The 24,840-nt window shown below is 68.5% G+C and carries 25 protein-coding genes and 2 pseudogenes; 10 read left to right on the forward strand and 17 right to left on the reverse strand.

What is annotated here, in order from left to right:
- Positions 1–471 precede the first annotated feature (471 nt).
- The 7 genes and pseudogenes from AB0915_RS27310 to AB0915_RS27340 all read right to left on the reverse strand — a co-directional run bounded on the left by AB0915_RS27310 (position 472) and on the right by AB0915_RS27340 (position 6,223).
- On the reverse strand, positions 472–1,293 hold the full coding sequence (locus AB0915_RS27310) for a hypothetical protein (RefSeq protein WP_366693590.1): 822 nt from the start codon (positions 1,291–1,293) through the stop codon (positions 472–474).
- Positions 1,294–1,670: 377 nt separating this feature from the next.
- Positions 1,671–2,374, reverse strand: a pseudogene (locus AB0915_RS27315) (transposase); the annotation flags it as partial.
- 802 nt (positions 2,375–3,176) lie between these two features.
- Positions 3,177–4,550, reverse strand: coding sequence for an MFS transporter (locus AB0915_RS27320; protein WP_366693591.1), 1,374 nt, complete (start codon positions 4,548–4,550; stop codon positions 3,177–3,179).
- Entirely contained in the window at positions 4,547–5,182 is a 636-nt protein-coding gene (locus AB0915_RS27325; protein ID WP_366693612.1) for a helix-turn-helix domain-containing protein, read from the reverse strand. The genes AB0915_RS27320 and AB0915_RS27325 overlap by 4 nt, the downstream gene beginning before the upstream one ends.
- A 2-nt stretch (positions 5,183–5,184) precedes the next feature.
- A complete protein-coding gene (locus tag AB0915_RS27330) occupies positions 5,185–5,367 on the reverse strand; it encodes a hypothetical protein (protein ID WP_366693592.1) in 183 nt (60 codons plus the stop codon).
- The gene (locus AB0915_RS27335) at positions 5,328–5,453 is read right to left on the reverse strand and encodes a hypothetical protein (RefSeq protein WP_366693593.1); all 126 of its coding nucleotides are present in this window, start codon (positions 5,451–5,453) and stop codon (positions 5,328–5,330) included. Before AB0915_RS27335 ends, AB0915_RS27330 begins: the two co-directional genes overlap by 40 nt.
- 410 nt (positions 5,454–5,863) lie before the next feature.
- Positions 5,864–6,223: a hypothetical protein gene (locus AB0915_RS27340; RefSeq protein ID WP_366693594.1), complete on the reverse strand. Its 360-nt coding sequence runs from the start codon at positions 6,221–6,223 to the stop codon at positions 5,864–5,866.
- A 1,200-nt stretch (positions 6,224–7,423) separates the two neighbouring features.
- Here AB0915_RS27340 and AB0915_RS27345 point away from each other — a divergent pair.
- The 3 genes from AB0915_RS27345 (at position 7,424) to AB0915_RS27355 (ending at position 10,809) form a co-directional block, all read left to right on the forward strand.
- Positions 7,424–8,656 carry a bifunctional DNA primase/polymerase gene (locus AB0915_RS27345; protein WP_366693613.1) on the forward strand — a complete coding sequence of 411 codons (1,233 nt, stop codon included), beginning with the start codon at positions 7,424–7,426 and terminating at the stop codon, positions 8,654–8,656.
- Positions 8,653–10,227, forward strand: a complete 1,575-nt coding sequence (locus AB0915_RS27350) for a phage/plasmid primase, P4 family (RefSeq protein ID WP_366693595.1) — start codon at positions 8,653–8,655, stop codon at positions 10,225–10,227. Before AB0915_RS27345 ends, AB0915_RS27350 begins: the two co-directional genes overlap by 4 nt.
- A gap of 198 nt (positions 10,228–10,425) precedes the next feature.
- Positions 10,426–10,809, forward strand: a complete 384-nt coding sequence (locus AB0915_RS27355; protein ID WP_366693596.1) for a DUF6009 family protein — start codon at positions 10,426–10,428, stop codon at positions 10,807–10,809.
- Between the two features lie 190 nt (positions 10,810–10,999).
- Here AB0915_RS27355 and AB0915_RS27360 read toward each other — a convergent pair whose 3' ends face one another.
- Both AB0915_RS27360 and AB0915_RS27365 read right to left on the reverse strand, forming a co-directional pair.
- The gene (locus AB0915_RS27360) at positions 11,000–11,941 is read right to left on the reverse strand and encodes an alpha/beta hydrolase (protein WP_366693597.1); all 942 of its coding nucleotides are present in this window, start codon (positions 11,939–11,941) and stop codon (positions 11,000–11,002) included.
- Positions 11,942–12,214: 273 nt separating this feature from the next.
- Positions 12,215–12,442: pseudogene (locus tag AB0915_RS27365) on the reverse strand (sigma-70 family RNA polymerase sigma factor); the annotation flags it as partial.
- Between the two features lie 541 nt (positions 12,443–12,983).
- Here AB0915_RS27365 and AB0915_RS27370 point away from each other — a divergent pair.
- Positions 12,984–14,102, forward strand: coding sequence for a site-specific integrase (locus tag AB0915_RS27370; protein WP_366693598.1), 1,119 nt, complete (start codon positions 12,984–12,986; stop codon positions 14,100–14,102).
- Entirely contained in the window at positions 14,008–14,823 is an 816-nt protein-coding gene (locus AB0915_RS27375) for a hypothetical protein (protein WP_366693599.1), read from the forward strand. The genes AB0915_RS27370 and AB0915_RS27375 overlap by 95 nt, the downstream gene beginning before the upstream one ends.
- A gap of 269 nt (positions 14,824–15,092) precedes the next feature.
- Here the strand turns inward: AB0915_RS27375 and AB0915_RS27380 are convergent, their stop codons facing one another.
- Positions 15,093–15,662: a TIGR03086 family metal-binding protein gene (locus AB0915_RS27380; RefSeq protein WP_366693600.1), complete on the reverse strand. Its 570-nt coding sequence runs from the start codon at positions 15,660–15,662 to the stop codon at positions 15,093–15,095.
- Between the two features lie 435 nt (positions 15,663–16,097).
- Here AB0915_RS27380 and AB0915_RS27385 point away from each other — a divergent pair, with 435 nt between their 5' ends.
- Positions 16,098–16,520 (forward strand): nuclear transport factor 2 family protein, encoded by a 423-nt coding sequence (locus AB0915_RS27385; protein ID WP_366693614.1) that lies wholly within the window; start codon positions 16,098–16,100, stop codon positions 16,518–16,520.
- Between the two features lie 159 nt (positions 16,521–16,679).
- Here AB0915_RS27385 and AB0915_RS27390 read toward each other — a convergent pair whose 3' ends face one another.
- The 5 genes from AB0915_RS27390 to AB0915_RS27410 form a co-directional block, all read right to left on the reverse strand.
- Positions 16,680–16,838: a hypothetical protein gene (locus AB0915_RS27390; RefSeq protein ID WP_366693601.1), complete on the reverse strand. Its 159-nt coding sequence runs from the start codon at positions 16,836–16,838 to the stop codon at positions 16,680–16,682.
- Entirely contained in the window at positions 16,808–17,503 is a 696-nt protein-coding gene (locus AB0915_RS27395) for a recombinase family protein (RefSeq protein ID WP_366693615.1), read from the reverse strand. Before AB0915_RS27395 ends, AB0915_RS27390 begins: the two co-directional genes overlap by 31 nt.
- Positions 17,428–18,306, reverse strand: coding sequence for a site-specific integrase (locus AB0915_RS27400; protein WP_366693602.1), 879 nt, complete (start codon positions 18,304–18,306; stop codon positions 17,428–17,430). Before AB0915_RS27400 ends, AB0915_RS27395 begins: the two co-directional genes overlap by 76 nt.
- 393 nt (positions 18,307–18,699) lie before the next feature.
- Positions 18,700–19,467 carry a dienelactone hydrolase family protein gene (locus tag AB0915_RS27405; RefSeq protein WP_366693603.1) on the reverse strand — a complete coding sequence of 256 codons (768 nt, stop codon included), beginning with the start codon at positions 19,465–19,467 and terminating at the stop codon, positions 18,700–18,702.
- A gap of 243 nt (positions 19,468–19,710) precedes the next feature.
- Positions 19,711–19,986, reverse strand: a complete 276-nt coding sequence (locus tag AB0915_RS27410; protein WP_366693604.1) for a Tn3 family transposase — start codon at positions 19,984–19,986, stop codon at positions 19,711–19,713.
- Here AB0915_RS27410 and AB0915_RS27415 point away from each other — a divergent pair.
- The 3 genes from AB0915_RS27415 to AB0915_RS27425 all read left to right on the forward strand — a co-directional run bounded on the left by AB0915_RS27415 (position 19,870) and on the right by AB0915_RS27425 (position 22,571).
- A complete protein-coding gene (locus tag AB0915_RS27415; RefSeq protein ID WP_366693605.1) occupies positions 19,870–20,700 on the forward strand; it encodes an SDR family oxidoreductase in 831 nt (276 codons plus the stop codon). The genes AB0915_RS27410 and AB0915_RS27415 overlap by 117 nt on opposite strands.
- A gap of 345 nt (positions 20,701–21,045) precedes the next feature.
- On the forward strand, positions 21,046–21,282 hold the full coding sequence (locus AB0915_RS27420; RefSeq protein WP_366693606.1) for an alpha/beta hydrolase: 237 nt from the start codon (positions 21,046–21,048) through the stop codon (positions 21,280–21,282).
- A gap of 302 nt (positions 21,283–21,584) precedes the next feature.
- Complete coding sequence (locus AB0915_RS27425) at positions 21,585–22,571, forward strand: class I SAM-dependent methyltransferase (protein WP_366693607.1); 987 nt, start codon at positions 21,585–21,587, stop codon at positions 22,569–22,571.
- Positions 22,572–22,800: 229 nt separating this feature from the next.
- Here AB0915_RS27425 and AB0915_RS27430 read toward each other — a convergent pair whose 3' ends face one another.
- The gene (locus AB0915_RS27430) at positions 22,801–23,271 is read right to left on the reverse strand and encodes an SsgA family sporulation/cell division regulator (protein ID WP_366693608.1); all 471 of its coding nucleotides are present in this window, start codon (positions 23,269–23,271) and stop codon (positions 22,801–22,803) included.
- Positions 23,272–23,590: 319 nt separating this feature from the next.
- Between AB0915_RS27430 and AB0915_RS27435 the strand changes: the two genes are divergently transcribed.
- On the forward strand, positions 23,591–24,397 hold the full coding sequence (locus AB0915_RS27435; protein ID WP_366693609.1) for an alpha/beta fold hydrolase: 807 nt from the start codon (positions 23,591–23,593) through the stop codon (positions 24,395–24,397).
- Positions 24,398–24,409: 12 nt separating this feature from the next.
- Here the strand turns inward: AB0915_RS27435 and AB0915_RS27440 are convergent.
- On the reverse strand, positions 24,410–24,840 hold a 431-nt coding region (locus AB0915_RS27440), incomplete at its 5' end, for a LuxR C-terminal-related transcriptional regulator (protein ID WP_366693610.1).

A 24,840-nucleotide genomic window follows, 5' to 3' on the forward strand; every position in this document is an offset into this window, starting at 1 on the left:
ATCCGCCATCCGCCCCACAGCAGCACGCTCGTACTGCCCGTGGGTGTCCAGGCTGGACCATGTCGAGCCCTCAGACCTATTACGGCGTAATAGGTCGGCTGGGTTCAGTCGGCCAGGTTGGTCCCACTCTGCATGAAGCCATCCCCCCGTCGGCGCCGGTTGGTTTCCCGCTACCGCTCCCCCACTCACCACGCCGATCGCATCCGCCATCCGCCCCACAGCAGCACGCTCGTACTGCCCGTGGGTGTCCAGGCTGGACCATGTCGAGCCCTCAGACCTATTACGGCGTAATAGGTCCGCCGTTCTGCCGTATAGCCCTGCCGTGCGACAGACCATCTCGGACACGGAATCAAGCCTCGCGCTCCATCGCTCCGCAGACTTGGTTCCTGCGCTCTGCCTATTACGGCGTAATAGGCAGAGCGCAGAGAGAGGAGGGGCAGCCGAAACCAACCATCCCGCGGGCTGGCGCAGTCACGTGCACGCGCCCGACACGCTCGACACCACAGAGTCCGTGGAACCGGGTTCATGGCGCGCGCCGCCCTCCCCGTGTTGGAGTTCCACCGCAGCGGCCAGAGCCAGCCGAGCCTCATCGGTAAGTCCGACGGGGCGGGCGGTCCGCTTCTCCACTTTGGAGAGAGCCCGTAGGGCGGCATCGAGATAGCGACTGAGGCTGACCATTTGCAGCGGCGTCTGACAGTAGGGGAGTACCGCCTCGATCTCCTCCAGCCAGTAGTCGACATCGTCGTCCCGCTGCATGAACTCGCGCTGCTCCAGCAGCCGAGTGGCAACCGGTACCAGGAGCTCGTGCCGTCGCATTGCCGCTTCCCGTGCACGGCGTTCGGCGGCCTGCTCCAGGACAAGCCGCCGCTCAGCTTTGAGAACAGCCTCAGGCGTCCGGCGGACGGGGGGCGACTGGGGAGTCTCGTCGATGAGCTCAACGGCCTTCAGTCGCTTCGCCTTGTTGTAGGCACCGCTCGGTGCGCCCACCGCCATCACCGGAGCCAACTCGATCCACTGCGCACCCGCTTGGCGGGCGTCGTTCACCGCACGCACCTGGTGGACCTCAGTCTGCTCACGCAGGTACTCCCACAGCTGCACGCGCTTCAGTGCCGCAGCACGCTGGACTTCAGGCGGTTGCCTCCGCAGCGCCTGAACGTGCTTCTCCGCGTACAGCAGCGCACCGAACAGTTCGTCATCGGCAGGCATCCGTTCCACGTCTGGGTCTTCAGCGTCCTCGTGCATCTGGCGCAGTTCACCAACGACGGCTGGAGCATCGAGGGAGCCGATCCGCATCGGCGCTTTGAGCAGCGGTTTCGTGGGGCGGCTCGCACTCCGCGCACGCTTCGTCATATCGACATCCTGCCCCCAACGAACCGTGTTTCACAGACTGTGAATCGGCTTCGCGGGGCACGGGGGAGTGAGGTGACTGATTCCCCATCATCCTTGTCAAACAGCCGAAGTGGGTGCGGTAGGCCGAACTCGCGGTCAGGGACGTGCCTCATGGTGATCCTCTGCACCAACACCAAGAACGGCTCGGGCCGCCGCGAGACGCTCCCTGGACTCGGCTATTCACTCTTCGCCCATGTCGAGAGGCAGCGAGACGACGATCTGCGGCGATGAAGCGGAGGTAGGCAGTGCGGCCTGATTGGGGCCAGTCCGCCGGGGCAGAAGCGGGCGGCGATCTGGGCGGATGGGTAGAACACGCGCAGGAGTCGTCGATGGTAGCGGTCTGGTCGGCGCATGTTCCCGCTGTTCCGGCCCGGTGCGAGACCGGCGACTCCAGCAAGGCGCCCCGTACCCCCGAACGCGTCCATGTCCCCGCCGGTGCAGGCGATGAACTCCGCCCCCAGCAACGGGCCCATGCCCGGCATGCTGACGATCACCTCCGCGTCGCGATGCTCACGGAATCGTCCGCGATCTTCAAGCGATGCCGGCGATCTCCTCGTCCAGCGCCAGCACGGTCTTGGTCAGGATGCTGGCCACGGCCGCGGCCGTGGCCTCCCCTGCGACAGCTGTGTGCTGGGCCTGCGCAGCGGCAACTGCCGCGTCTGCCAGAACCTGAGCGCCGCGGACTTCGCGGTTCTTCAACAAGGTCGCCACCGGTTCGGGCCGATCCGGCGCAGGGCAGCCGGCGTCCGGTAACCGGTCAGCAGGATCACGGCGGCCTTGGAGGCGGCGTAGTCGAACGCCCGCTCCAAGGGGGGAAGTACTCCAGCAGCTGGGCCCGCAATCGATTGATGGCACGAGTACGGTCGGCTGCGAGGACGTAGCGGCGGGCAGTGAGGATCTTCAGATCCACCGCGATCTCGTCCCGGCCCTGCAGAGGCTGCAGGTCTCGGCGCGTCCGTGCCTGGTCGGCGATGACGTAGGCGTCTGCTGGGTTCCGTCCCCACCAAAGCTCGGGCACCCGAGCGTCCCTCGTCGATCGCCCGCCACCAAGGTAAGGAGCGCTTCACATGGCGCGTGAGCGCTTGAGCTTGCCACTTGAGTGTCCCGTGCGGAGTCGACGGCACGGCCGGTGTCGATGTTCAGTAGCGGGCCGTCCAGGTCGAGTGGACCCAAGTAGGTGGCACAGATGGAGGCCACTCGCGTACCTGGGTGACGGGTACGGGCTTGGAAGTGCTTGGCGGCGAGTCCGGCATCGAAGCTGCAGTGTGGGGGATCCGCCCAGACCTATTACGGCGTAATAGGTCTGGGGTCGGCGTGAGAAAGGGACCGCAGGAGGACAGGGAGCAGCCGTCGCTTCGGAGCGGCAGGCCTTCACCTATTACGCCGTAATAGCCTCGCCGATCAGTCAACCCTCGTTCCCCTTGGGCAGGGGAGTAGGAAGAGAGCTCGACCACCGTACGTCCACCATCGGACGGTGGGACAGCGGGCAGTTCTTCGCACATGTCAGCGGTGTCTTCGCAGCGCTCGATGACAAGGGCCGAGTGCCGTGTCGCTGGCACTCCGTGCTTCACGAGTTCGATGCCGCAGGTCATCAAACTCAGTCCCACATCCGGTCGACGAGGGCGCAATCCGGCCTCGATCCGGCCGCGAACCCCTGCCAATCGATCTTGCTCATCAATCGGTCAATAGATGAGCGCCGTGCGAAAGAGCTGTGTGTTTGCGAACATGCGTGACGCCTTTGCGGTCACCCGTGCGCTTGTGCGGTCTTCGGGTTGTTGGTCCCGGTGCTACTGATCGACGTGTTGCTGATGGGGGTCGGAGCCGGCGGTGCTGGGGGAGAACGACGCGGTGTGTGGCTGAGGCGTTGCCGCCGGAGCGGGGGGTGTGGGCCGGCTGCGGTGATTCCACAGGAGGGCTCCTGCAAGCAGCACGGTGCCTCCCAATATCCAGGGCAGCGGGCCTGGCGGAAGGACACCGATGATCAAGCCGGTTAGAGCTCCCATCAGTTGCAGGGCGAGAGACTGGACGGGCAGCGCGGTGGCCCGACCCGAACTTGCGACACGGCGGTGCAGGATCTCGTTCTCGCTTGGTCCCGCCGCGCCGAGCCCGAGGTAGACCAGGCCGTAGCCAATGGCCGCGAGGACCATGGAGCCCACTCCCGTGGACGCTGTGGTGGCGCCGAGCAGAAGCAGGCCGCTCGCGCTCGCGCCGAGGCTCACCATGACTGCGCGCTCGCCGCTACCCGCGATCCGGGCGGTCAGCGGTGAGAGGTGGCTGCCGATGCCGGAGCAGATGAATCCGGCGCAGGCGAGTGCGGCGAAGAGCACCGCGCCTGACTCCGGGGCGCCCGTGAGGGCCGCGGCACGGCCTGGCGTGAGCAGTTCGATCACGGTCAGGGCGCTGCCGGCGGCCGCTGCGCTGAGGAGGATCTGGCGGACCAGCGCGTCGCGGCCGCCCAGGCGCAGTCCGCCCGCGACTGTGGCCGGGATGCCTCGGAGCACGTCGCGCAGGGTGGCCTTCGACCGGGGCGCCTCCCGCAGGGCGGTCAGGACGTACAGCACGAAGGCGATCTCGACCGCTGTGCCCAGGAGCAGAGGGGTGGAAAGGGGCAGTACCAGTCCGGAGGTTGCTTCGCTCAGTCGGGCGCCGAGGTCGGGTCCGAGTGCGAGCAGCCAGGGAAGGGTGCCGCCGAGCAGGGTGCCGGTTGCGAGTGCGGCGGATATTGCGGAGGAGCCGCGGGCCAGTCCGGTGCGCAGTTCGGCGTCGGGGCCGGAGTGTGCGTGGACGGTGTCGACGTACCAGGCTTCGGCCGGTCCGCTGGACAGCGCACGGCCCGCGCCCATCAGGACCATGCCGAGTGCGAGCAGCCAGCCGGTGGTGCCCAGGGCCTGAAGGGTGAGGGCGATTAGGTTCAGCAGGCCGGCGGCCGCCAGGACCGCGCGGCGTCCGAGGACGTCGGACAGTCCTCCGGTGGGCAGTTCCAGTGCGGCGGCGGTGAGGGAGTGTGCGGCGAAGAAACCCGCGATGGCTGCCATAGCCATGCCACGTTCGGTGAACAGCAGGATCAGGGGAGCGATGGTCAGTCCCAGCGGCAGCCAGAACAGAACGCAGACGGTGACGTAGCGGCGGCGTGCGGTACGTATGTCCAGCGGCCCGGTCATGACGCGTCCTTGGCCTTTGTCCCGGCAGGGGCAGAGGCGTCCGGTTCTGCGCCGGGGTCGCGCGGAGCCAGGGGAAGCCCGGCAGCGAGGAGCACGACCTGCGCAGCGCGAGGGTCTTCCGCATCGCGGGTGGTCAGTTCCTCCAGCTTACGGTCGAACACCTCCCAGAGTTCGGTGAGCGACTCGGGTGTCAGACGGGGCATCAGGTCGCTGATGCCAGAAGGCTCCACCCACTCCTGGCCCAGCCGCCCGTCGGCGATGTCGGCCTCGTGCTGGACGAGAGAAGCCTCCAAGTGCTGGATCTGGGCCTTGCGCGACAAGCTGACGTAGGCGCGGCTGCCCGGTGTGGCTTCCATTGCCTTGCTGCTCCAGGAGGTCACGGCGTGCACCGCCTGCCAGCGGCGCTCCCGCCCGTCACGGTGCTGGGCCTCGGCGACGAACGCGTACTTCGCCAGAACCCGCAGGTGATAGCTGGTGGAGGCGGATGACTCCCTGGTCCTGGCCGCGAGTTCACTCGCGGTGGCCGGGCCGTCCTGTCGCAGCATCCCGAGCAGCCGGATACGCAGAGGGTGTGTGAGAGCCTTGGCTGGTAGCCCGGGGCACCGGCGCCGGTCGGTGACGGGACCGGACAGTCTCACGCGTCCGCACGTTCCTCGGCCGACTCCTCATCGCCCGCTGTACGGGAACTGGGCACCGTGACCGCGGTGACGTTGAGGCGAGCGGCCATGTCGAGGTTGACCTCGCCGTACGGTCGCACGTGGGACCAGATCAGCGGGGTCAGGCCGCGCCGGTCGGCGGGGGTGGGCAGGTCGCCCACTCCGGTTCGTCCAGGACGTCTTGGAGAATCAGGGTGTTCACATAGACCAGGGCCGATTGCAGGATCCGCAGGCACAACACGAACATCTCCTGCTCGTCGCGCCGGTTGGGAGAGATCTCCCCGGCGTTCGGTCAGGACCTCCGCCGAAAGGCTGCCGCCGGAGAGGGAGGTGACCGCATCCAGGCAGCCGGTCCGCAGCACCGCTTCCTTCAGCATGTCGATCAGGGGCACGATGCCCCACCTGCGCGTAACCTCGTCCTTGATCCGTCGCAGATTGCGCGGCTCCGGCTGAGCCTCGGCCGCCGTCAGCCGGATCGCCCCGGACTTGCGCTCCGCGATGTCCAGCCAGGACAGCTCGGGCATCTGCTCATTGAGCAGGGTCAGCTCGGCCGTCATCTGCTCGCGCAGTTCGTCGACGAACACCGCGGCGTCCAGCGGCTTGCGCAGCTCCCGGTAGTTCTCCGCCCGCCAGGCTTCGAAGTCCTGCGGCAGGTCCTCATCCGGGGGCGCCACTTGTCGGCGCCGACCACCCAGATCTCCTTGCACTTGAGCTGATCGCGCAGGGCCTGGAAGGCGACGCCTCGTAGACCATTCGCACCACCCGGCGCCGGCCGCGCTTGTCGGTGCGGTGTACGACCTCCGCCCAGTCACCGCCCATCGCCTTGTGCACCGGCACCGTCTCACCCAGCGGGTAGTACGTCGTGTTGCCCGCCGCCGCGTACCGGGCCACCAGCGCCAGGGCCTCGATCACCGGCCGGTGGGCGTGGTTGGTCGCCGCGGACGCCTCCGCCACTGGGTCCGGCCTGCGTTCCTTGTCCGCAACGTGCTCGGCCAGATGAGCCGTCAACTTCTCCACATCCGCGACGCTGCACTCATGGAAGCCGAGGTGTCTCCGGGGGGCAGAGCGGTGGCGGTGCCCTGGTCCGCGGTGGCGCTTGAGAAGGAGTGGCCGAGGTCGACCAGATGGGCTACGAGGATGTCGGCCTGCTCAGGGGAGAGGTTGGTAAGAGTCACACGGTCGTGTGGGGCGCGGTGAAAGATGGCGCGGCTCGCCTCCTGACTCCGGGCGGCCGAAGGCCCTGGCCCTGGCCCTCGCCCTGGCTCCATGGGCGTCCACACCACATGTTCGCAGTTCTTGATCACCGTCAGCGGCATGTTGTGCATAACGGGGCGCGAGCGCAGGAAGTCACCGGTGCGAACACAGGAAGTCGTCGAGATCTTGGGTGAGGTGCCGTTCACCCGGGGGCATGCTTCATGATCCCTCACACCCTCGGCTCCCGTGAGCGCATACCCGCAAAGCAGCCGTCGCCATGAATGGTCCAACGGTCGGCCGACGTTGGAGGTGCCCCTGCCCAGCGGAGCCTCCAAGTCTGCAGAAACCTTCCGGCAAAAACCTGCTCAAGGACAAGTGGCAGCTCCTGTCCGGTAGCAGGCAATGGGTCGGTCTGCGGAGAACACGTCACCCGGCAGGGAAACTCGTGCGCTCACACCCACGTAACGAGCCCAGGGACTGAAACAGGTCCAGGCTCCTGGTCCCTGACCGCGCACGGGAGAGACAGTCCCTGCAGGCTCCACTGCCTTCGTGCGGGGCTTCAGGGGCTGAACAGGGCCGGCCGCGGGACCGAAGGGTCTGGGTCCTTTTCGGTCCCTGAGCTTCGGTCCCTGGTGTTTGTGCAGGTCAGAGGCTTTTCCCAGGGACTTGCAGGGACTGTAGGGACCGAAACTCGCAATTATGACGTAGACAAGAGAGTTATTCGTACACGCGCGCATACCAGAACATATCTACTACAGCTCATAATGGCGACGTTCAGTCCCTACAGTCCCTGATTTCTTGTGCCTCAAGGCTCTGACCTGCATAGATCCCTTCCTCCCTGCCAGGGACTGCTTGAGTGCCCAGACCCTGCGCCTGGTCCCTGGCCCCTTTCGGTCCCTACGCCGCTCCAGTGGACCGCCGCATGGCAGGCGAAGTGCACTGTGCTCTTCGGTCCCTTCAGCCCCTTGGGTGGGAGAGAACCTCACACCCAAGGGACCCAAGGGACCCAAAGAACTGATAGAAATGGCACGCGGGGCAGACAGACTCCGTTTTCCGAAGGTGGGCCTTACACTCTTTTCGCATCAGAGTCCCTTCGGTCCCTGGCGGGGACAGCCCCCACGTCAGGTGTGTGAAGTGATCGAGCAGACAGAAGTGACGAGGACGATTCCTGTGCCGCGCGAAGGTGAGAGCCGAGACAGCGCAGCCAGAGTCACGCCCGGATCCTCGTGGGCGGTTGCCCGGTGGTGTGCCACCCAGGGCTGGCCGGTCCATCCACTGGCCCCTGGGAGGAAGACTCCTGTCAAGAACTGTGCCGCTTGCTCGGCGGGCAGGCACGACCCGGCGTCGTGCCCCTGCCCCCTTGCAGGACGTCCTTGTCACGGCTTCCACGCTGCGACGACCGATTCCGGCCTGATCGAACGCTGGTGGACCGACAGCCCCTCCGCAGGGGTGGGTGTCGCCTGCGGCCCCGCGGGGCTCGTGGTCATCGATGTGGACGCCCACCAGGTATCCGTTCCTGATCGGGGACACCTGCTTCCTGGAATTCCCATCCCCGACCAGGTGCAGCTCGACGGTCTGGCCTCGGGTTTCGACACTTTGGCCCTGCTGGCCGCCTACCGGGGGGAAACCTCCCCGGCCGAGGACGCAAACACGTTGCGGGTGCGTACCCCGTCAGGCGGACTGCATGTCTGGTACCGCAATCCCCATACGTCCATCCGCTACAGGTGTTCGACCGGATCCGCCCGGCACACGGCCCTCGCCTGGCAGGTCGATGTGCGTGCTGATGGCGGCTACATCGTCGCCCCCGGGACCCGTACGCCACGGGGCGTCTATCGTGCGGAGGGGATGGCGCGCCATCCGGCCGTCCTACCCGAATGGCTCCAGCGTGAACTCCGCCGTACGGGACATGTGGTCGAGCCCCAGGCTCCTGCCGTCGTCACCGCTGCCCCGGCCCGGGGACGGACTCCCCGCCGTGGAGCCTCCGCCGATCAGCTCATGGAGCTCCTGATCGCGCAGATCGCGCAGTGCGCCGAGGCCCCGGAGGGGACCGGGTTCTCGGAGAAGCTCAACCGAGCGGCCTACACCGCCGGCGGCCTGGTCGGGGCAGGGCACCTCGACCACGCCGCCATTCGAGACCGACTTATCCGTATTGCCCACTACGCCCGCCCTTGGCAGCAGTCCCGGAATGAAAAGATCGTCGACGACGCCCTTGCCGTAGGGTCCGTCCGCCCTCTCCGCCTCAAAGGACGTCCATGAGCAGCAGCGCCGAAGGCTCACCGCGTTTCGATCCGCAGGCCGCCGCGCAGCAGATGCTCGACCTGCAGTCGGCGGCCCCGGTCGCAGGTTCCGCCCGGCTGCCCGCCCAGGGCTCTGCGGGTGCTCCCGCGCAGCCTGCCGCCGCCCCCGGTGGAGGTGTCGTGGCAGGCGGAGGTGCCGAGCCGCCACTGCTGCCTCCTTCGCTCTCCGACCGGGGAAACGCTCGCCTGTTCGTACAGCTCCATCACGATCAGTTCCGCCATGTCGAGGGCCTGGGCTGGTTCGCCTGGGACGGCTACCGGTGGAAGCGCGGGGGAGGGGAGAAGGCCGCGTTGTGGGCCGCGGGAGAGATGGCCGAGGACATGTCGGCCACCGACCCGCGAGGAGTCTTCAGCGACCGTGAGCTCGCGCAGCACAGGCGGCGCACGTTGTCCACCACCGGTCTGAAGGCCCTGCTGACCCAGGCGAAGGCGTCACCGAACATCTCCCTGGACCCGGACGGGCTCGACGGGGATCCCTACGCCCTGTGCACCCCGATCGGGGTGGTCAACCTCAACAACGGGCATCTGCGCAAGCCCGACCCCACCCGTGACTTCCACTCCCGGGCCACCAGCGTTGCCCCGCAGGCCATGGAGACCCCTCGCTGGCACCGGTTCCTCGCGGACACCTTCGGTGACGACGACGAGGGCCGGGAGATGATCGACTTCCTGCATCTGCTGCTGGGGTACTCGATCACAGGCGACGTGGGAGCCCAGGTCCTGCCCTTTCTGCACGGTGAGGGCAAGAACGGCAAGTCCGTGCTGCTCGACATCATGATTCAGATCCTCGGCGACTACGCGGACGCCGCCCCGCCGGGCTTCCTGATGGACCGTGGCGCCTTCTCGGAGCACTCCACCGAGCTGACCGAACTGCACGGGCGCCGCCTGATCGTGTGCAGCGAACTGAAGCCGAACGACAAGTTCGACGAGGCGCGCGTCCGGCTTCTGACGGGTGGTGACAAGATCAAGGCCCGCCGTATGCGGCAGGACTACTTCTCGTTCACCCCCACCCACCACCTGTGGCTGCTGGGCAACCACCGTCCCGAGGTCTCCACGGGCGGCTTCGCGTTCTGGCGGCGCATCCGCCTGCTGCCCTTCACGCGCACGGTCGCGGCGCACCGCAGGATCGACAACCTCGCCTTCGAGCTCGTCCGCGACGAGGGCCCGGGAATCCTCCACTGGCTGATCGAGGGGGCGCAGCGCTATCTGCGTACCAGGGACCCGCTGGAGGGGCCTGACAGGGTCCGTATCGCCACGACGGCCTACGCCACCACCGAGGACCACATCGGCCGCTTCCTGGCCGAATGCTGCACGCGCGACGGCGATTGCGGGAAGGACCTGCGGGTGGAGCAGGGGCTGCTCTACTCGGAGTACAGCTCCTGGTGCAACGCGGGCGAGGGGATCCGGCCCGCGACGCCCCGGGCCTTCGCCAACCGCGTACGCCAGGAAGTGGGCGTGGCCTCGCCGACCGACATGTTTAAGTCGAATGGGCGGAAATACTATCCGGGCATCGCACTGCTGGAGCACCCATGACGGCTGTGGTAGGTCAGCTCTCTCCACCACGTGACCTACACCGTTGTCGGCGTGCGCTTTACGATGGTCGTCAGGCCCCGCGTGCGGTGGCCTCAGAGCGGTCCGTCACTTGGCGGTGAGCGGGCCGGAGCGACACGGACAGATACCGTGCCATGCCCCATGGCAGGGGAGCACGCCGACGAAGGAGGGGCTGCAGCCATGAGTTCGCTGTTGACCGAGAGCGACCTCATCCACGAGGCCGAGGTGGTGTGGCTGGAGAACCTCGAACGGCTCGACTACGTCCGTCAAGCACTGGACAAGACCAGGCGGCGCAACACCAAGCCGCCGTACGCCCGTGACGGGCGCATGGTGGGATACGCGCTGCTGGACGAGGACGCCTCCCCGGACCCCGACAGCGGCCTGTACAAGCGCCGGGTGTTCTTCCTGCTGCCCCATGACCGTGACAGCCTGCCCGCCGGCCTGTACCGCGAGGGGGCCCCGGGTGAGGCGGTCGACCCGCGCACGATCGCCCCGAGGAAGCGGGGATTGAAGACGCCCAGGTCCCAGAGCGGCTCGGTGGCCGTAGCGACGTCGGCGCCCTGACACCGCGACCGTCGAGAAAGCGCCCGAGCAGACCTTCCTCCCCGGCCAGGCCGGGCCGACAGCCCTCCGTTACTAGGACGAGCGAAGTCCTCGCGGAGTTCATGTGCGTCGGCCCGGAAAGCATCCGTCCGCCCGGGAACGTGTGTCTGCCCGGGAAGAGCCGACGCACGTCACGAGGTGTCGTGCCGTCCTACGCGGCGCCGTCCCGCGAGGCGGCGGTCTCGACGACGAAGCCGCGGACGGCGTCCGCGAACAGGTCGGGCTCCTCGATGTGTCCCATGTGGCCGCTGTTCTCCAGCACCAGCAGCCGTGAGTCGGGGATCAGTTCGTCGAGTTCGAGCCCCCAGCGCACTCCGCAGATCACGTCGTGCCGGCCCACGACGACCAGGGCCGGTATCTCCAGTCCCTTGAGTGCGACGCGGTCGTCGATGACGTCGGGCGTGAGGTCCTCGTCCAGCCCCGAGATGTACGTGGCCCGGATCGCGTCCCGGAAAGGCGCCAGCCGCTCCTCGTCGCCCCAGTAGTCGGCGAAGTACGACGGCAGCACACCCCGGGCGACCGCCACGGTCTGCTCGTCGCTGGAGATGCTCGACATCGCGCCGAACGCGGCCATCACACCGGCCAGCCCCGGATGGCCGGCGTGCTTCGCGGCGAACGCCTCCACCATGCGGCCCGCCTCCGCGCCGTGCTCGGGCCCGGTGACGGGTGCGCCCTCGTACAGCACGACGCCCGCCAGCCGGTCGGGGCGGTGCAGGGCGTGGTAGGCGGCCACGAACGCGCCGTGCGAGTGCCCCAGCAGGTGCACCTTGGGTGCGCCCAGCCGGTTGATCAGAATCTCCAGGAAGCTGCTGTACCGCTCCCGCGTGTACCCGTGCGGGTGCGAGGGGAGACGGCTGTCCTCGGCGATGCCGACGGGCTCGACGTACACCATGGTCAGGTGCTCCTCGAGGGCCGGCATGCGCATGTACTCCCAGTTGATGCCCGGGCCGCCTGAGTGGGCGACGCACACGGGACCGCTGCCGTGGACGTGGTAGCGCTGGACGAGCCCGGCCAGCCGGTAGGAGTGGGTGCCGGGGGAGAGCGGGTCGGTGTCGGGCGTCGAGCCGTTGGTGTGCTGGGTGGGCCGGTTCATCGGGACCTCCGTTGGTGTGCAGGTGTCTGTGACACCGACACGACGCTGCGGGGGGCCAGAAGTTCGATCGTCAGGATGTGATCTGAGTCACGGAGGCGGTGCGGTGGGGGAGAGGTGCGGATTCAGGCCGCGGCCTGGGGCGTGGTGGAGGGAGACCCGCTCGGAGCGACCGCCGTCCGGCGTCGTGATCCAGGCGCCCCCGGGCGGGCAGCGGTCGGTTTTGTCCGGCGGGTTGATCAGTTCCATCTCCCGGACGAACAGGGACCGGCCGGCCGGGCCCACGGTTTCCGGGTCGCGGACGTCCACGATCCGCCGCAGCGCCACCAGCGCCGCTTCCTGCATGACGTCGTCCACGTCCGCCCCCGGCCCCAGCAGGCTGACGGTCACCGCGCGCATCCCGGGCCGGTGACGTTCCAGAAGCAGGGCCAGGGCCGACACGTCGCCCGCCTGCGCGGCCCGTGTCAGTGCCGCGTCCTCCTGAGGCCCGGCGGCTGCCGGAATCCCGCGAGGCCCTGAGCCCGCGTACCCGGTCGGCTGCCTTGGGCGGAGCGGCCGCCCTCACATCGGGGAAGAGTATGAGGACGGCCGCCCCGTTCCTGCGGCCAGGCCAGCCAGTGAAAACCCTGACCGCAGGAGCTCTTCTCTGGGGCAACGGGTCGGAACCCGCGGCGGGTTCACCTGTGGACGAGAAATCCACGCCGGGCGTACCGGGCACGCCGCGTCGTCCCCGCCGCGGAAGAGGCTGTTGGCTCGTCCGGCGTCCTTGATCCCTTGATGGGTGAGCAATAGTCCCCGAGTTCCGCGTTCGTCCCCCAGGTCCTGGCACCACTGAGAGTGCCTGGACCTGGGCCTGGTACCTCGTCCGGGTGACCGAAGCCCGTTCTGGCCCAACCTCGCCCGTAGTGCGCAAGCCTCATCCCTGTCGGGATTCCTTCAGTCTGGGTGAAGTCGTGGAGGCGTGGGTTGGCTCTGTCCGTAGTACGCGATCTGCGTGAGTACCGGACGCCGGTGAGCGAGGAGGAACTCGCCGAGTTCGAGACCGATGTGCTGGCGGGGGTTCGTTCTCGCCAGGGCTTCTGCAGGTCTGGTCGACAGCACGATCCGCAACGACACCAACCATCTGGAGCTGATCCGGGACTGGTTCGGCCGTCCGCTGTGGGAGATGGAGCCGGCCGACGCCGACGTCTATTTCGGCAAGGTGCTCCGCGACGCCAAGCCCTCGACGCGGACCGGTCGGGCGGGCGCACTGGCGGTGTTCTTCCAGTTCCTTGAGCTGCGGCACAAGGTCGAGCTACACAACCTCACCGGCCGTGTGATCGAGTGCCCGCTGGATGAGATGAACCGGCCGCGGGCCTCGGTGGAACCGCAGCTGCGGATCCCGCCCAGCGAAGCGGAGATCGAGGAGCTGTTCGCCGGATGGCGCGAGGAGTTGGTGACCTGCCGCAAGTTCGGTCCGGCCGCCCGCAACTACGCGGTGGCCCGGCTGGCGGCGGACGTGGGACTGCGGATCAACGAGGCACGGATGCTCGACCTGGACGACGTCCGGTGGGAGCTGGGCCGGTTCGGCAAGCTCAACGTCCGGCACGGCAAGGGCTCCCGGAGGCGTGGGCCGAAGCCACGGCTGGTGCCGCTGATCAATGGCGCCGACCGCAACCTACGGTGGTTCATCGAGGACGTGTGGGGTCACTTCGACGTCGACCACACCCGGCCCAGTGCCCCGCTGTTCCCCTCTGAGCGCAAGAGCGGGGACGGTTCCTGCTCGCGGGCGACCGCAGATGTCTTCCGCCGGTCGCTGGCCGATGCCGCCGCCCAGCACCTGCCGACCTGGGCCGGGAAGCTCACCCCGCACGTGCTGCGGCACTTCTGCGCTTCCCAGCTCTATCTCGCCGGCATGACCTTGTTCGCGATCCAGGAGCTACTCGGACATACCTGGACCGGTACCACGGCCCGGTACATCCACCCGCGCCAGAGAGCTCGGCGAGGCCAACGGATGGTCCTCGTCGCTCGTGCGGTGCGCGATGGACGGCCTGACGGCGGTGCTGGAGGACCGCCCGCCTGGCAAGCCCGTGAAGCTCACCGAAATCCGCACGCGGATACCTCGCCACGCTTCCAGTTTCCGGGTCGCCGAAGTCCTCGCCGACCTGGACCTTCTGGAAGATGACAGTGCCTCGTCGATCCGCTCCTGGATCGACGACCGCACCGGCGAACTGCCGGCCGGATTCGCCGGCGACGTCCGCGCGTGGCTGCTGGTCCTCCTCGACGGTGACAGGCGCGCCAAACCCCGGTCCCGCACCTGTCTCTACGTCTACTTCGGCTGCGTCCGCCCCCTGCTGGAGAACTGGGCGACGACCCGTGGGCACCTGCGCGAAATCACCGTCACCGACGTCACGGCCGCGCTGTCACCCCTGCGTGGATGGCAGCGTCGCAACGCGATCGCGGCACTGCGCTCACTGTTCCGCTTCGCCAAGAAGCGCGGCCTGATCTTCGCCAACCCCACCACCCGGCTCAAGGCAGAAGACATCCCACGCAGCCTGCTGCCGATGACCGACGCCGAAGTGCTTGCCGTCCAACGGATCGCCGTCACCCCGGCGCAACGGCTGATCGTCGCTCTGGCTGCCGTCCACGCCGCCCGCGCCACGGCTATCCGCCGCCTCACCTTGGACGACCTCGACCTGCCCAACCGCCGGATCACCATCGCCGGACATGGCCAACGGCTCGGCGAACTGCCTCACCAGACCCTGCTGGCCTGGCTCGACCAGCGCCGGGCCACCTGGCCAAAGACCCCCAACCGGCACGTCCTGATCAACGCGAAGACAGCCCTGGGAACCGGGCCCGTCAGCCCCGAATACCTTAAACGGCACCTGCTGCACCAGGGCGTTTAGTTCGAACGCATCCGCGGCGACCGGGTACTTCACGAGGCACTGACCGCCGGCGCCGACCCACTGCATCTCGCCCTGGTCTTCAACCTGTCCCACACCGCCGCGAGCCGCTACGCGGCCATCGCCCAGAACCTGCTCGACGACCAGATCGAGCGGGGCGCAGGGAACGAATGAGTCCCCTGCCAATCAGGCGCTCACGGCCTGCATTTCATCAATGCCCGGAGATCATCAGCGGTTGTGGCTTCGGGGCGGTCCGTTGCACTCGATCGGTCTCACAGCTGCGGTGGGACCGGCCGGCCGAGAAACGCGGCAAGGCGATCAATGGCCGGAGCGGTCTCCTCGACGGGGCGCGGCTCGGCGAATCGTCCCGTTCGGGACTGGGTGGAGAGTTGGGCCTGAGCGAACGCCAGAGCCTGCTCGGCAAGGTCTTCGGGCAGCTGGGCAGGGATTCCGGTGGCCTGGGCGAGGTCCCATCCGTGAGCGAGCAGATCGTACAGGCGGATCTGCAAACGCTCGGCGCCCGTGGCGCTCCCCAAGGGTCCGCGATAACTCCGCTCGAGCACCCCAGGGCCGGAGAAAGCTGCCAGCAGCGAAGCACTGGAGGACCGGTAGGCGCCGACCGGGTCGTCACCGAGGCGGTCTGCTCCGCGCTCGGGCATCGGACCACCCTCGATCATGGCTGCGAACATTAGGTCCATGCCGACCAGGTGGGCCACCACCTCGCGCACGTTCCATTCCGTGCACGGCGTCGGGTCCTTCCACTGCTCAGGGCGGACCTCGGCGAGCAGGTCGCCGACAGATGTGCATGCACGGGCGAGATCATCGACGGAAACGGTAGTCATCCGGGGAGACTACGGCGTCAACTGTCAGGCTGCCCACGGGATTTGCATCGGTGCGAAGAGCCCTGCCGAATCGGGCGACCGCGCGATCACTCAGCGTCGATGAGTGGCAGCTGTCGCAGGTACCTGCCCGCTCACTAAACCTCGGGCTTTCACGAGCGGTGCCGTCTGCCGCTTGCCCAGAGACGCGAGAAGTGCTCCTGACCTACAACGATGAGACCTGTTGAGGGTCCTGGCCGTTGCTGTTGAAGGAGCACTTCTAGGTGAAGAGTACTGACCTGTATCCGTATGTCCGTGTCCAGCGCCACGGGTGGGGTCGGACGGGTGGGGTGCTGCTGGTCGAGACAGTCTGCAGTACCGGCCCGCATCAGGCGATAATGATCGTTAGCTACCTGTGCGTATTACTTGGGGGGTCTTGTGAGTCTGAGTCCGCGCGAGGTGTTTCTCCGGCTTGTTCATGGGGTCGCCGACGGGAACTCAAGCGAGTTGCCTGACCTGTATGGCGAGGTCACCGATGTCCGGCATCCGATGGCGACGCCGGAGTCCGAGCCGTTGACGAGTCGGCGTGCGCTGCGGGAGCACTTCACGGTGCCGCCGGAAGTGCGGGAGTCCTTGCCGAAGAGAAGTGTCGTCGATGTCGTCGTTCACGAGACCGCCGATCCTGAATTGATCGTCGCCGAGTTCGCCTACGAGTTCACGTTGCCGGACGACTCCATGGCCAAGGTGCCCTGCATCTTCGTCATGCGTGTGCGGGACGGTCAGATCATCGAGTCACGCGACTACATCGACCCGATCCGTACGTACACGGCACGCGGGGACCTTGACCTCCTCATCGCGTCGTTGCGGAAGGATGTTTCCTGAACTCAGTGACGACGAACCCACCGCACTTCCGAGCACGCCTGCAGAAGACACCGTGGGTTCCCGGTGAAAGTCCCTCAGTCACGCTGAACCCACGGCTGACGTGCCGTTAACGAGCGGCGAACCAAGTGACAAGTAACCCGCGAGTAGCCTTCGGGTCGTTTACGGATTCGCAGCGGCGGTGGCCTCGTCACGCTCGCGCAGCATCCTCAAGATGGTCGCGGGAGACGGGTGCTGGCCCTTCTTCTTGCCCGTGGTGACGACTAGCCGGGCGGCGATGTCGCGCAGGCTCATCTCCTGCTCCCGAAGATGGAGGGCCATCGAGAGCATGTGGTCGTCGGTGACGCCTGTTCCGCCGATGGTCTTGCCGCGCTTGCGGCGGACTCGTGGCCTTCCAGGGTGCGGTCGCGGATGTACTCGCGTTCCATACCGGACAGGGCCGCGAGCACGGTAAACACGACGGCCGAGGGGTCGTGCGAGCCCTGGAGTTCACCGGTCAGGAACTCCAGGCCGACGTCGCTCGCCTTCAGCTCTTCGGCCAGCGTCGCCAGCTCGATGCCGCGGCCGAGCCGCTTGTGCTCGTGGACGACGAGCGTGACGCGCCCCCCCGAGGCGCGCAGCTCGCCGGCGAGAGCGACGGCCTTGTCCAGTTCGGGGCGCTGGGTGGCGCGGGTGGAGATCTTCTCGGAGAAGATCCTGGTGACCCCGGCTTCGGCGAGCGAGTCGAGGGACTGCCGGGCGGTGGATGCACGGGCGTACCCCAGGCGGGCGTGCCCGACGGGTCCGGCGCCGGCGTTCCTCGGCCGGGGCAGCTCGGCCCAGGCGGAGCCGGGCTTGGCACGGTAGGGGTGTGACCGAGATACGCACCAAAGGGCAGCGGGATGATCTTGAAGCCCTGATCCGCTCGGATTTATGTGCGGCGACGTGCAGCGGGGTCGCGTTCGGCGACGTGCCGGGCGACCGAGTCGACGTCGGGCCGTGCGTATCGCTCCAGGGAGCGGACGGAGGCGTGGCGGGAGCGGGCCAGCAGCATCGGGGTGGAGGTGCCGTCTTCCGCGTCGTGCGTCAAGGCACTGTGCCGGAGCCGGTGCAGGGTCCAGCCGTCCAGGTCCTCAATGTCGTCGGGTGAGGCGAGGGGGTTGGCCAGCAGCCGGGTGTTCTCCTCGAAGATCTCCTCAGCGCGGTAGGAGAGCCGGGCCCGGCCGGTCTCCGGGCACACGTCGAGCGTCGGTGTTCCGGCCGGGGCCTTGCGGTCGGTGAGAAACAGCGGGCCGCGCGTGCGGCGGGCGATAAGCCGGGGCAGGAGCTGGGCGGTGCCGGACTGCCAGTGAATCCACTCGGTTGCCCCGCCCTTGGCGGTGATCTTCCCCCGCTTGTCCTGCGGGTACAGGTCTTCCACGTTGAGACACAGCACCTCGTCGGCCCGAGCGGCGGACTCGTAGAGCATCTTCCACTGCGTCTTCTCCCGGAGCCCAACGTCGAGGCGCCACAGGGCGGAGATCTGGTTCTGTGCCAGGGCCTTGGTGCGGTCGTGCGGCGCCGGCCGCCGCTCGATGCCGATCGTCGGATCGCACTCGATCCAGCCCTGGCGCTGCCACCAGCCGATCGCCTTGCGCACGATGGACAGTTCCCGGTTGACGGTGTCTGCGTCCATCGCATCCGCCCGCGCCGCCGCCAGTTCGGCCAGCACCTCCGGCAGTGCCGGGTCGACGATCGCCGCGACGGGGAAGACGGGCGGCTTCGCGCCCCGGCGGGCGGGTCCGGTCGGCGCCGGTTCGCCGACGAGCATCCACCCCCACGTCGTCAGCGAGATCCGGTAGATCCGCGCGGAGGACTTCGCGATGCCAGCGCCGGTGAGGTACCGCTCGACCGCCGCGGTGTACGCGGCGGGAGGGGGCGGACAGGGGCACCACCCGGGCGTGCGGCAACCGAAGCGCGCCCCCGCTTCCGAGTTCGGTCACTGGTTCGATCGTCACGCCCGCCCCGCCCTTCCAGCGCTGCCGCAGTAAATGCGTACACCTCACTCCCGCGGCCGGAATAGTTCGCTGCAGGTCGCGGTGATCACGGTAGGGGCGCTGCCGCAGTAAATCCGGTATTTACTGAGGCAGTTGCGAACGCGTTTCCGCGATCGAGCATCCGCCCGAATGCGTTTCTGCTGTGCGGACTTGAGGGGAGTGGACTGTCAGTGCCCGGCGCCAGCATGCTTACCTGGGTCATGCCCCAGATCCTCCGTCACGGGCAGGCACTCGGCGAGCAGGTCGACGACGTCGCGCCAGGCTCGCTGCGCGTGCTGTGGGTGGTAGCCGACGCCGGGGACCACGGGGTGGTCGACCGGCGGGTGGTGGAAGGCGTGCAAGGCGCCGCCGTAGACCGTGAGGCGCCAGTCGACGCCCGCGGCCTGCATCTCAGCGGTGAACGCGTTCCGTTGCGCGGGCGGCATGATCGGGTCTTCCGACCCGACCCCGGCCCACACCGGGCAGCGAATGCGCGCCGCCTCGCCCGGTCGGCCCGTGGTCAGTGCGTTGACTGTCCCGATCGCGCGCAGGCTGACGCCGCCGCGCCCGAGTTCCAGCCCGACGGCACCCCCCGTGCCATAGCCGACGGCGGCGATCCGGTCGGGGTCGGTCCGCGGTTCGGTGCGCAACACATCGAGCGCCGCATGGCCGATGCCTCGCATCCGCTCGGGATCAGCGAGCAGCGGCAGGCAACGGGCCAGCATCTCCTCGGGGTCGCCCAAATAGCGCCCGCCATGAAGGTCGAAGGCCAGCGCTATATATCCCAGCTCGGCGAGAGCATCGGCCCGGCGGCGCTCGACGTCGCTGAGCCCCATGCCCTCTGGTCCGAGCAGCACCGCGGGCCGGCGGTCGACACCGGCCGGGAGCGCGAGGTGCCCGATCATCGTCAAACCGTCGGCCGGATACTCGACCGTACGCGTCGTAATCGTCGTCATGAGACTGGACTGTAGCGATCGTCGAGCCCGGTCCGGCCGGTGTTCTGCCGCTGGCAGAACAGCGCGGGTATCCCTCTGAAATACGGCGAGGGCCCACAAGAACCGTCACAAACCCCGTTCCCACGGCAGCGCTGTCGGATCACCTGCCCAGGCCACGGTGTTGGAGACTGACCCTCGCGGCCGGATTCTGGCGTATACCGGCCCGCTCCCGTGAAGGGCGTCACCAGCTAGTTCCCTCACGGCTCAGGCAGCCTGGCCGAGACCGGCGGCGGTCAGGTCCTGCTCGCGCAGCGGGGTGAAGTCGACGTCGAGTTTCGGGTCGTACGCCTCGGGCTGGATGCCGAGTTCGTGGGTGCTGTACTCGCCGAACCGGTTGATGTGTTCGGTCAGGTACGGCGAGATGTGCGCCAGGTCTTCCGGGTCGATCTCCCATCCCTCCTCCAGCAGCTGCCGCACGATCTCCGCGATGTCCAGGGCGTTGTACTCGTCGTCGGTGCCACCGGCTGCACCGGCCGGCACGTCGTCGAGGCGGCGACCGCCCGCGGGCTGACGCCCGTGGCGCTCGCCCGCAGCGAGTCCCGAGCCCGCAAGGCCCTGCCGCCCGGCACCGAGATCGTGGTCGGCGACCTCACGGCCCCGGACACACTCACCAAGGCCGTCAGCGACATCGACGCGGTGGTCTTCGTCCACGGCTCCGACGACGACTCCCGCCCCGAGTCCTTCGAGCGCATCGACTACGGCGGTGTCGCGAACGTCCTCGGCGTGCTCGGGAAGCGTTGGCCCCGGATCGTCCTGCAGACGACGATCTTCGTCACCCGTCGCGACCACTATTTCAACGACGGCGGGCACGCCCTGGACTGGAAGCGCCGCTCCGAACGGCTCGTACGGCTCAGCGGCGCCCCCTACACGATCGTGCGCCCCGGCTGGCTCGACGCCGGGCAGGGCGGCTCCCACCTGCGTATCGAGCAGGGCGACACCGGCGAGGACGGCATCAGCCGCGAAGCCCTCGGCACCCTCCTCGTGGAGGTGCTGCTCGACGACACGGCGCTCGGCAAGACCTTCGAGGTCTTCTCCGGCCCCGGCCGCGCCACCAAGGACTTCACCGCACTGTTCGCCGAAGCCCAGCCGGACGCGTCCGGAGCCCTGGACGCCGTCAAGGACACCGCCAACCTGCCCCTGGACGCCGAACCGGCCCAGGTCAAGGACGACCTCGCGCACCTGCGCACCCACTGAAACCACCTCGCACCACACGAGACAGCAGGAGCAGACGATGGAAACCATCACCTTCCCCAACGGCCCGATCACCATGGCGGGCAACCTCTACCTCCCCGAGGACTTCGACCCGAACGGCAGCCACCCGGCGATCGCCGTCGTCCCCCCCCGGCGGCGGCGTGAAGGAGCAGGCCGCCGGCCTCTACGCGGGCAAGCTCGCCGAGCAGGGCTTCGTGACCCTGGCCTTCGACGCCTCCTTCCAGGGCGACAGCGGCGGCGAGCCGCACCACCCAGCACCCCAACGCCAAGAACAAGTTCCTCTTCACCAAGAGCGTCTCGCGGATCTTCACCTTCGACGCCTTCCACATGGTCGAGGACCTCCTCACCCAGCCGATCCTCGTCATGGCCGGCAGCGAGGCCGGATCGCTGTGGATGTCCACCGAACTGCACGGCCGCGCCCGCAGCCCCAAGAAACTCCAGATCGTCGAGGGCGGCACGCACATGGACTTCTACGACGTCCCCGAGTACGTCGACCGCGCCGTCGCCGAGGCCACGCCCTTCTTCACCGAGCACCTGGCGGCCAAGCCCGCCGACCAGAGCTGACCAACCCCCGCGTTACATGGTGGCGGCGGCCGGGCATTCATGTCCGGCCGCCACCCGGCCGACGGACGTGCCCGGCACACTGGACTACGAGCGTCTGGCCGCCGTCACCGCGGCCACCACGGCGGCTGTCGTCTCGTGGGCCGACGACGGGCGCCCAGTGTGAACACCTCGGACGGCAGGTGACCGCCGCCGCTGTCACCGCTCTGTCGCCGGGGTACGCGGAACTCACACCTGCTATGGCAGCATGTGTCTGTACGAGCGCGCGACACATGTGTCGCCGTAGCACTCCTCCGGAGGCTCCCATGTCCACACCGTCCGAATCCGCGGGCCGTTCCCCGGACCTCTCCCCGCTGCTCGGCGAGAACCCGGTGGCAGTCCTGGAGGCGGCCGTGTGGGCCATGGCCGCGATCGTGAGCACCCAGCGGCAGGCACTGTCGAAGCCCCTCGCGGACGTACTCGCGCGCGATCCGCGGCGCACCGCGGTCCTGGAGAGCGTGGGCCTGGTCCGTCAGGGCCCCGACGGATACGTCGTCCATCCCTCGCTCGACCAGGCGGACTCCGCGACGGCACGCAGCGCGGTGGAGGCGAAGCTCGGTTCGCTGCGTCAGGCCGTCTCGGCCGCTGTTTCTGACGAGACGGGGGTGGCGGAGGGCGGTTGGGGCGCGCAGAGCGACGAGGTGTTGCTCAGCCAGGGGCGAGCCTCCACCGCGACCGGTCGCGCGCTCGCCGGGAAGGTCGTGCCGCGGCTTCCCGGGTGTGCCGAGCGGCTGGAGGCCGAGGGCAGCCGGATCCTCGACGTGGGCACCGGCGTCGGGGCCCTGGCCCTGGCGCTGGCCGAGGGCTTCCCCGAGGCGCGGGTGGAGGGCATCGACGTACTGGAGCGGGCCCTGGGCCTGGGGCGGGCGGAGCTGGCCGCGGCGGATCCGGCCGTGGCCGCTCGGGTGTCCCTGCGCCGTGGGGACGCGGCGGACGTGAACGAAGACGAGGCCTACCAGCTCATCTGGCTGCCGGCGCCGTTCCTGTCGGAGGAGGCGCTGCGGGCTGCCCTGCCCCGACTCGTCGCGGCACTGGCGCCGGGCGCGTGGCTGGTGGCGGGGACCAACCCCGCCGTCGACGACGCGCTGCGCCGCTCCGTCCGCCAGTGGACCGCGGTGCGCGGCGGCGGCAACGCCTTCGACACGGCGCGCATGAGCGAGGAACTCGTAGCGCTCGGGCTGGGGGAGGCGAGGACCTTCCCCACGGTGCCGGGCGGCCCCGTCCTCGTCGCGGCCCGACGTCCCGTGTGCTGAGCCGCGGGCTCGGGATCCAGGGGGTGTTCGACGGCGAGGTGGCCCTCTGAAGCGCTCGGTTCTGCGCCTGCGGCACCGGTGGGGTGTCGCACGACCCCCGTGAGGCGTCGCACGGCGCCGCGAGTCCCGCTCGCGGATCGTTCGGCGGGCACCGTGGTGCGGGCGCCGGGTGACCGCTTCTCAGAGGTCGTCACTCGTCGCGCGGGATGATGCGGAGCGTTCCGCGCGATCAGTCGGAGTCCGTTTCGGGGGTCTGGAGCAGGTCCGCGGTGGCGACGTCCCAGTCGATCCCGGACAGCTCGTGACCTGCGGGAACGAGTTCATAGGTGCACTGCAGCCATTCCGCGAGCGGTGGCACGGGGAGCTCGAACAGGGCCGCCATGTCACCGCAGGCCAGCTGGAGCCACGCGGTCTCCCGCGCCTCCAGGTTCGACGGCCAGATCTGGACGTCCCCGAGTCCGCTCATCGAGTACAGCCCCTGCTGGAGGAGGTCTCGCCCGATACGCCACAGGACGCGCGGCCCGCCTTCGATGAGGAACTCCACGCACACGATCAAGGGGGACTCCGGGTCGAACCGGAACTCCGCTCTGATCGCCTGCCGGGCGGAGACGTCCAGCACGCGCTCGATGTCCAGGATCAGCTCGGGACCACCGTGCGATGCCGTTCGGCGGGCCTGTACCCGTGATTGCTTACCGCTCATGTCGGGTGGATCCTTTTCTGTGGCTGGAGGCTGGCCCGACCTACTGTTGTCGCCGCGGGGGCGTCGTACATAAGTAACTTGACCGTTTTACATCACCTGCTTCGACGGTGGTGACCGTGGCGGCCGCCCGCCAAGTGGACACTTGTCCTCTTGGGGTGTCCTTCCGGGGGAGCTTTTCGCGGGTTCCGTCCGGGCCCGTGCGCCGACGGTCGTGAACATTAAGTCATTCGACTGTCGCCGCTGACCCGTGCCTGAACGATCCTGAAACAGTCGCCCGTGTGCCGGTGCCGGGTGGTCGTCATGCTCGGAGGAACCAGCCGTGAACCGTACTCCCGTCGTCTTCATCCATGGCGCGTGGCTGCACGCGCTTTCCTGGGAGTCGTGGGCCGAGCGCTTCGCCAGCCGTGGGTTCCGCGCCCTCACGCCCGGGTGGCCGGGGGAGGCCGCGGCCGCTGGGGAAGTGCGCAAGTCCCCCGAGACGCTCGGCGGCATCGGCCTGGACGCGCTGACGGACCACTACGCCGAAATCGTACGTTCGTTCGACATCTCGCCGGTGATCGTCGGCCACTCGGTCGGCGGGCTCATCGCGCAGCACCTCATTGGAGCCAATGTCGGCCGCGCCGCGGTCGCCATCGCATCCGCCCCGATCAACGACATCCCGCTGCCCGCCTCCCCGGCGCGGCTGTGGACTCCCGCCCAGACCGACGCCGCCGACCGGCTGGTGTCCCTGTCTCCGGAACAGTTCCATCACGTCTTCGCGAACACCGTCGGAGCCGAGGAGTCCGACCGGCTCTTCGAGCGCTATGTGGTGCCGGCACCGCGGCGCCTGCTCACCGACCTCGGATGCGCGGGTGCGGTTCGCAGCCCGCGTGCCGTGGCGGACATCGGCAACGCGGGCCGTGGCCCGCTTCTGCTGATCTCCGGACAGGGGGACCGGCTGGTGCCCGACTCCGTCACCCGCGCGGTGTACAAGCAGTACGGCGACTCCACGGCGGTCACCGACCTGAAGCAGTTCGCGGACCGCGCCCACTCGCTGGTCATCGACAGCGGATGGCGCTTCGTCGCCGACTACGTGCTCGGCTGGCTGGACGAACGCGGCATCCGCGCACATCTCGCCGAGAGCTGAACGCAGTCCAGGTCACACGTTCTGGTCGCCGGGGAGCTTGCCCAGCGCGTCGCGCAGTGCGGCGCGCGAGGTGATGCCCAGCTTGGGGAACACCCGGTAAAGGTGGGAGCTGACCGTACGCGGTGACAGGTGCATCCGTTCGCCGATCTCCTTGTTGGTCAGACCGCCCGCCGCGAGATCGGCGATCCGGCGTTCCTGCCAGGTCAGCGCGGCGAGGTGCGCCGAGGAGGCGACGGTGGATGCACCGGTGGCTCGGAGCTCGGCCCGGGCCCGCTCGGTCCAGGTGGGTGCGCCGAGCCGCTCGAAAGTCTCGGCGGCCAGGGTCAGCGAATGCCGTGCCGACTTCCTCCCCTGGGTGTGTCGTAGGCGGATGCCGTGGGCGAGGCGGATGCGGGCGAGTTCGAAGGGGAAGTTCGCGGCGGCGGGGTGGGTTTCGGCGTGTT

The organism is Streptomyces sp. NPDC048411 (genome assembly GCF_040704695.1).
Classification (GTDB): Bacteria; Actinomycetota; Actinomycetes; order Streptomycetales; family Streptomycetaceae; genus Streptomyces.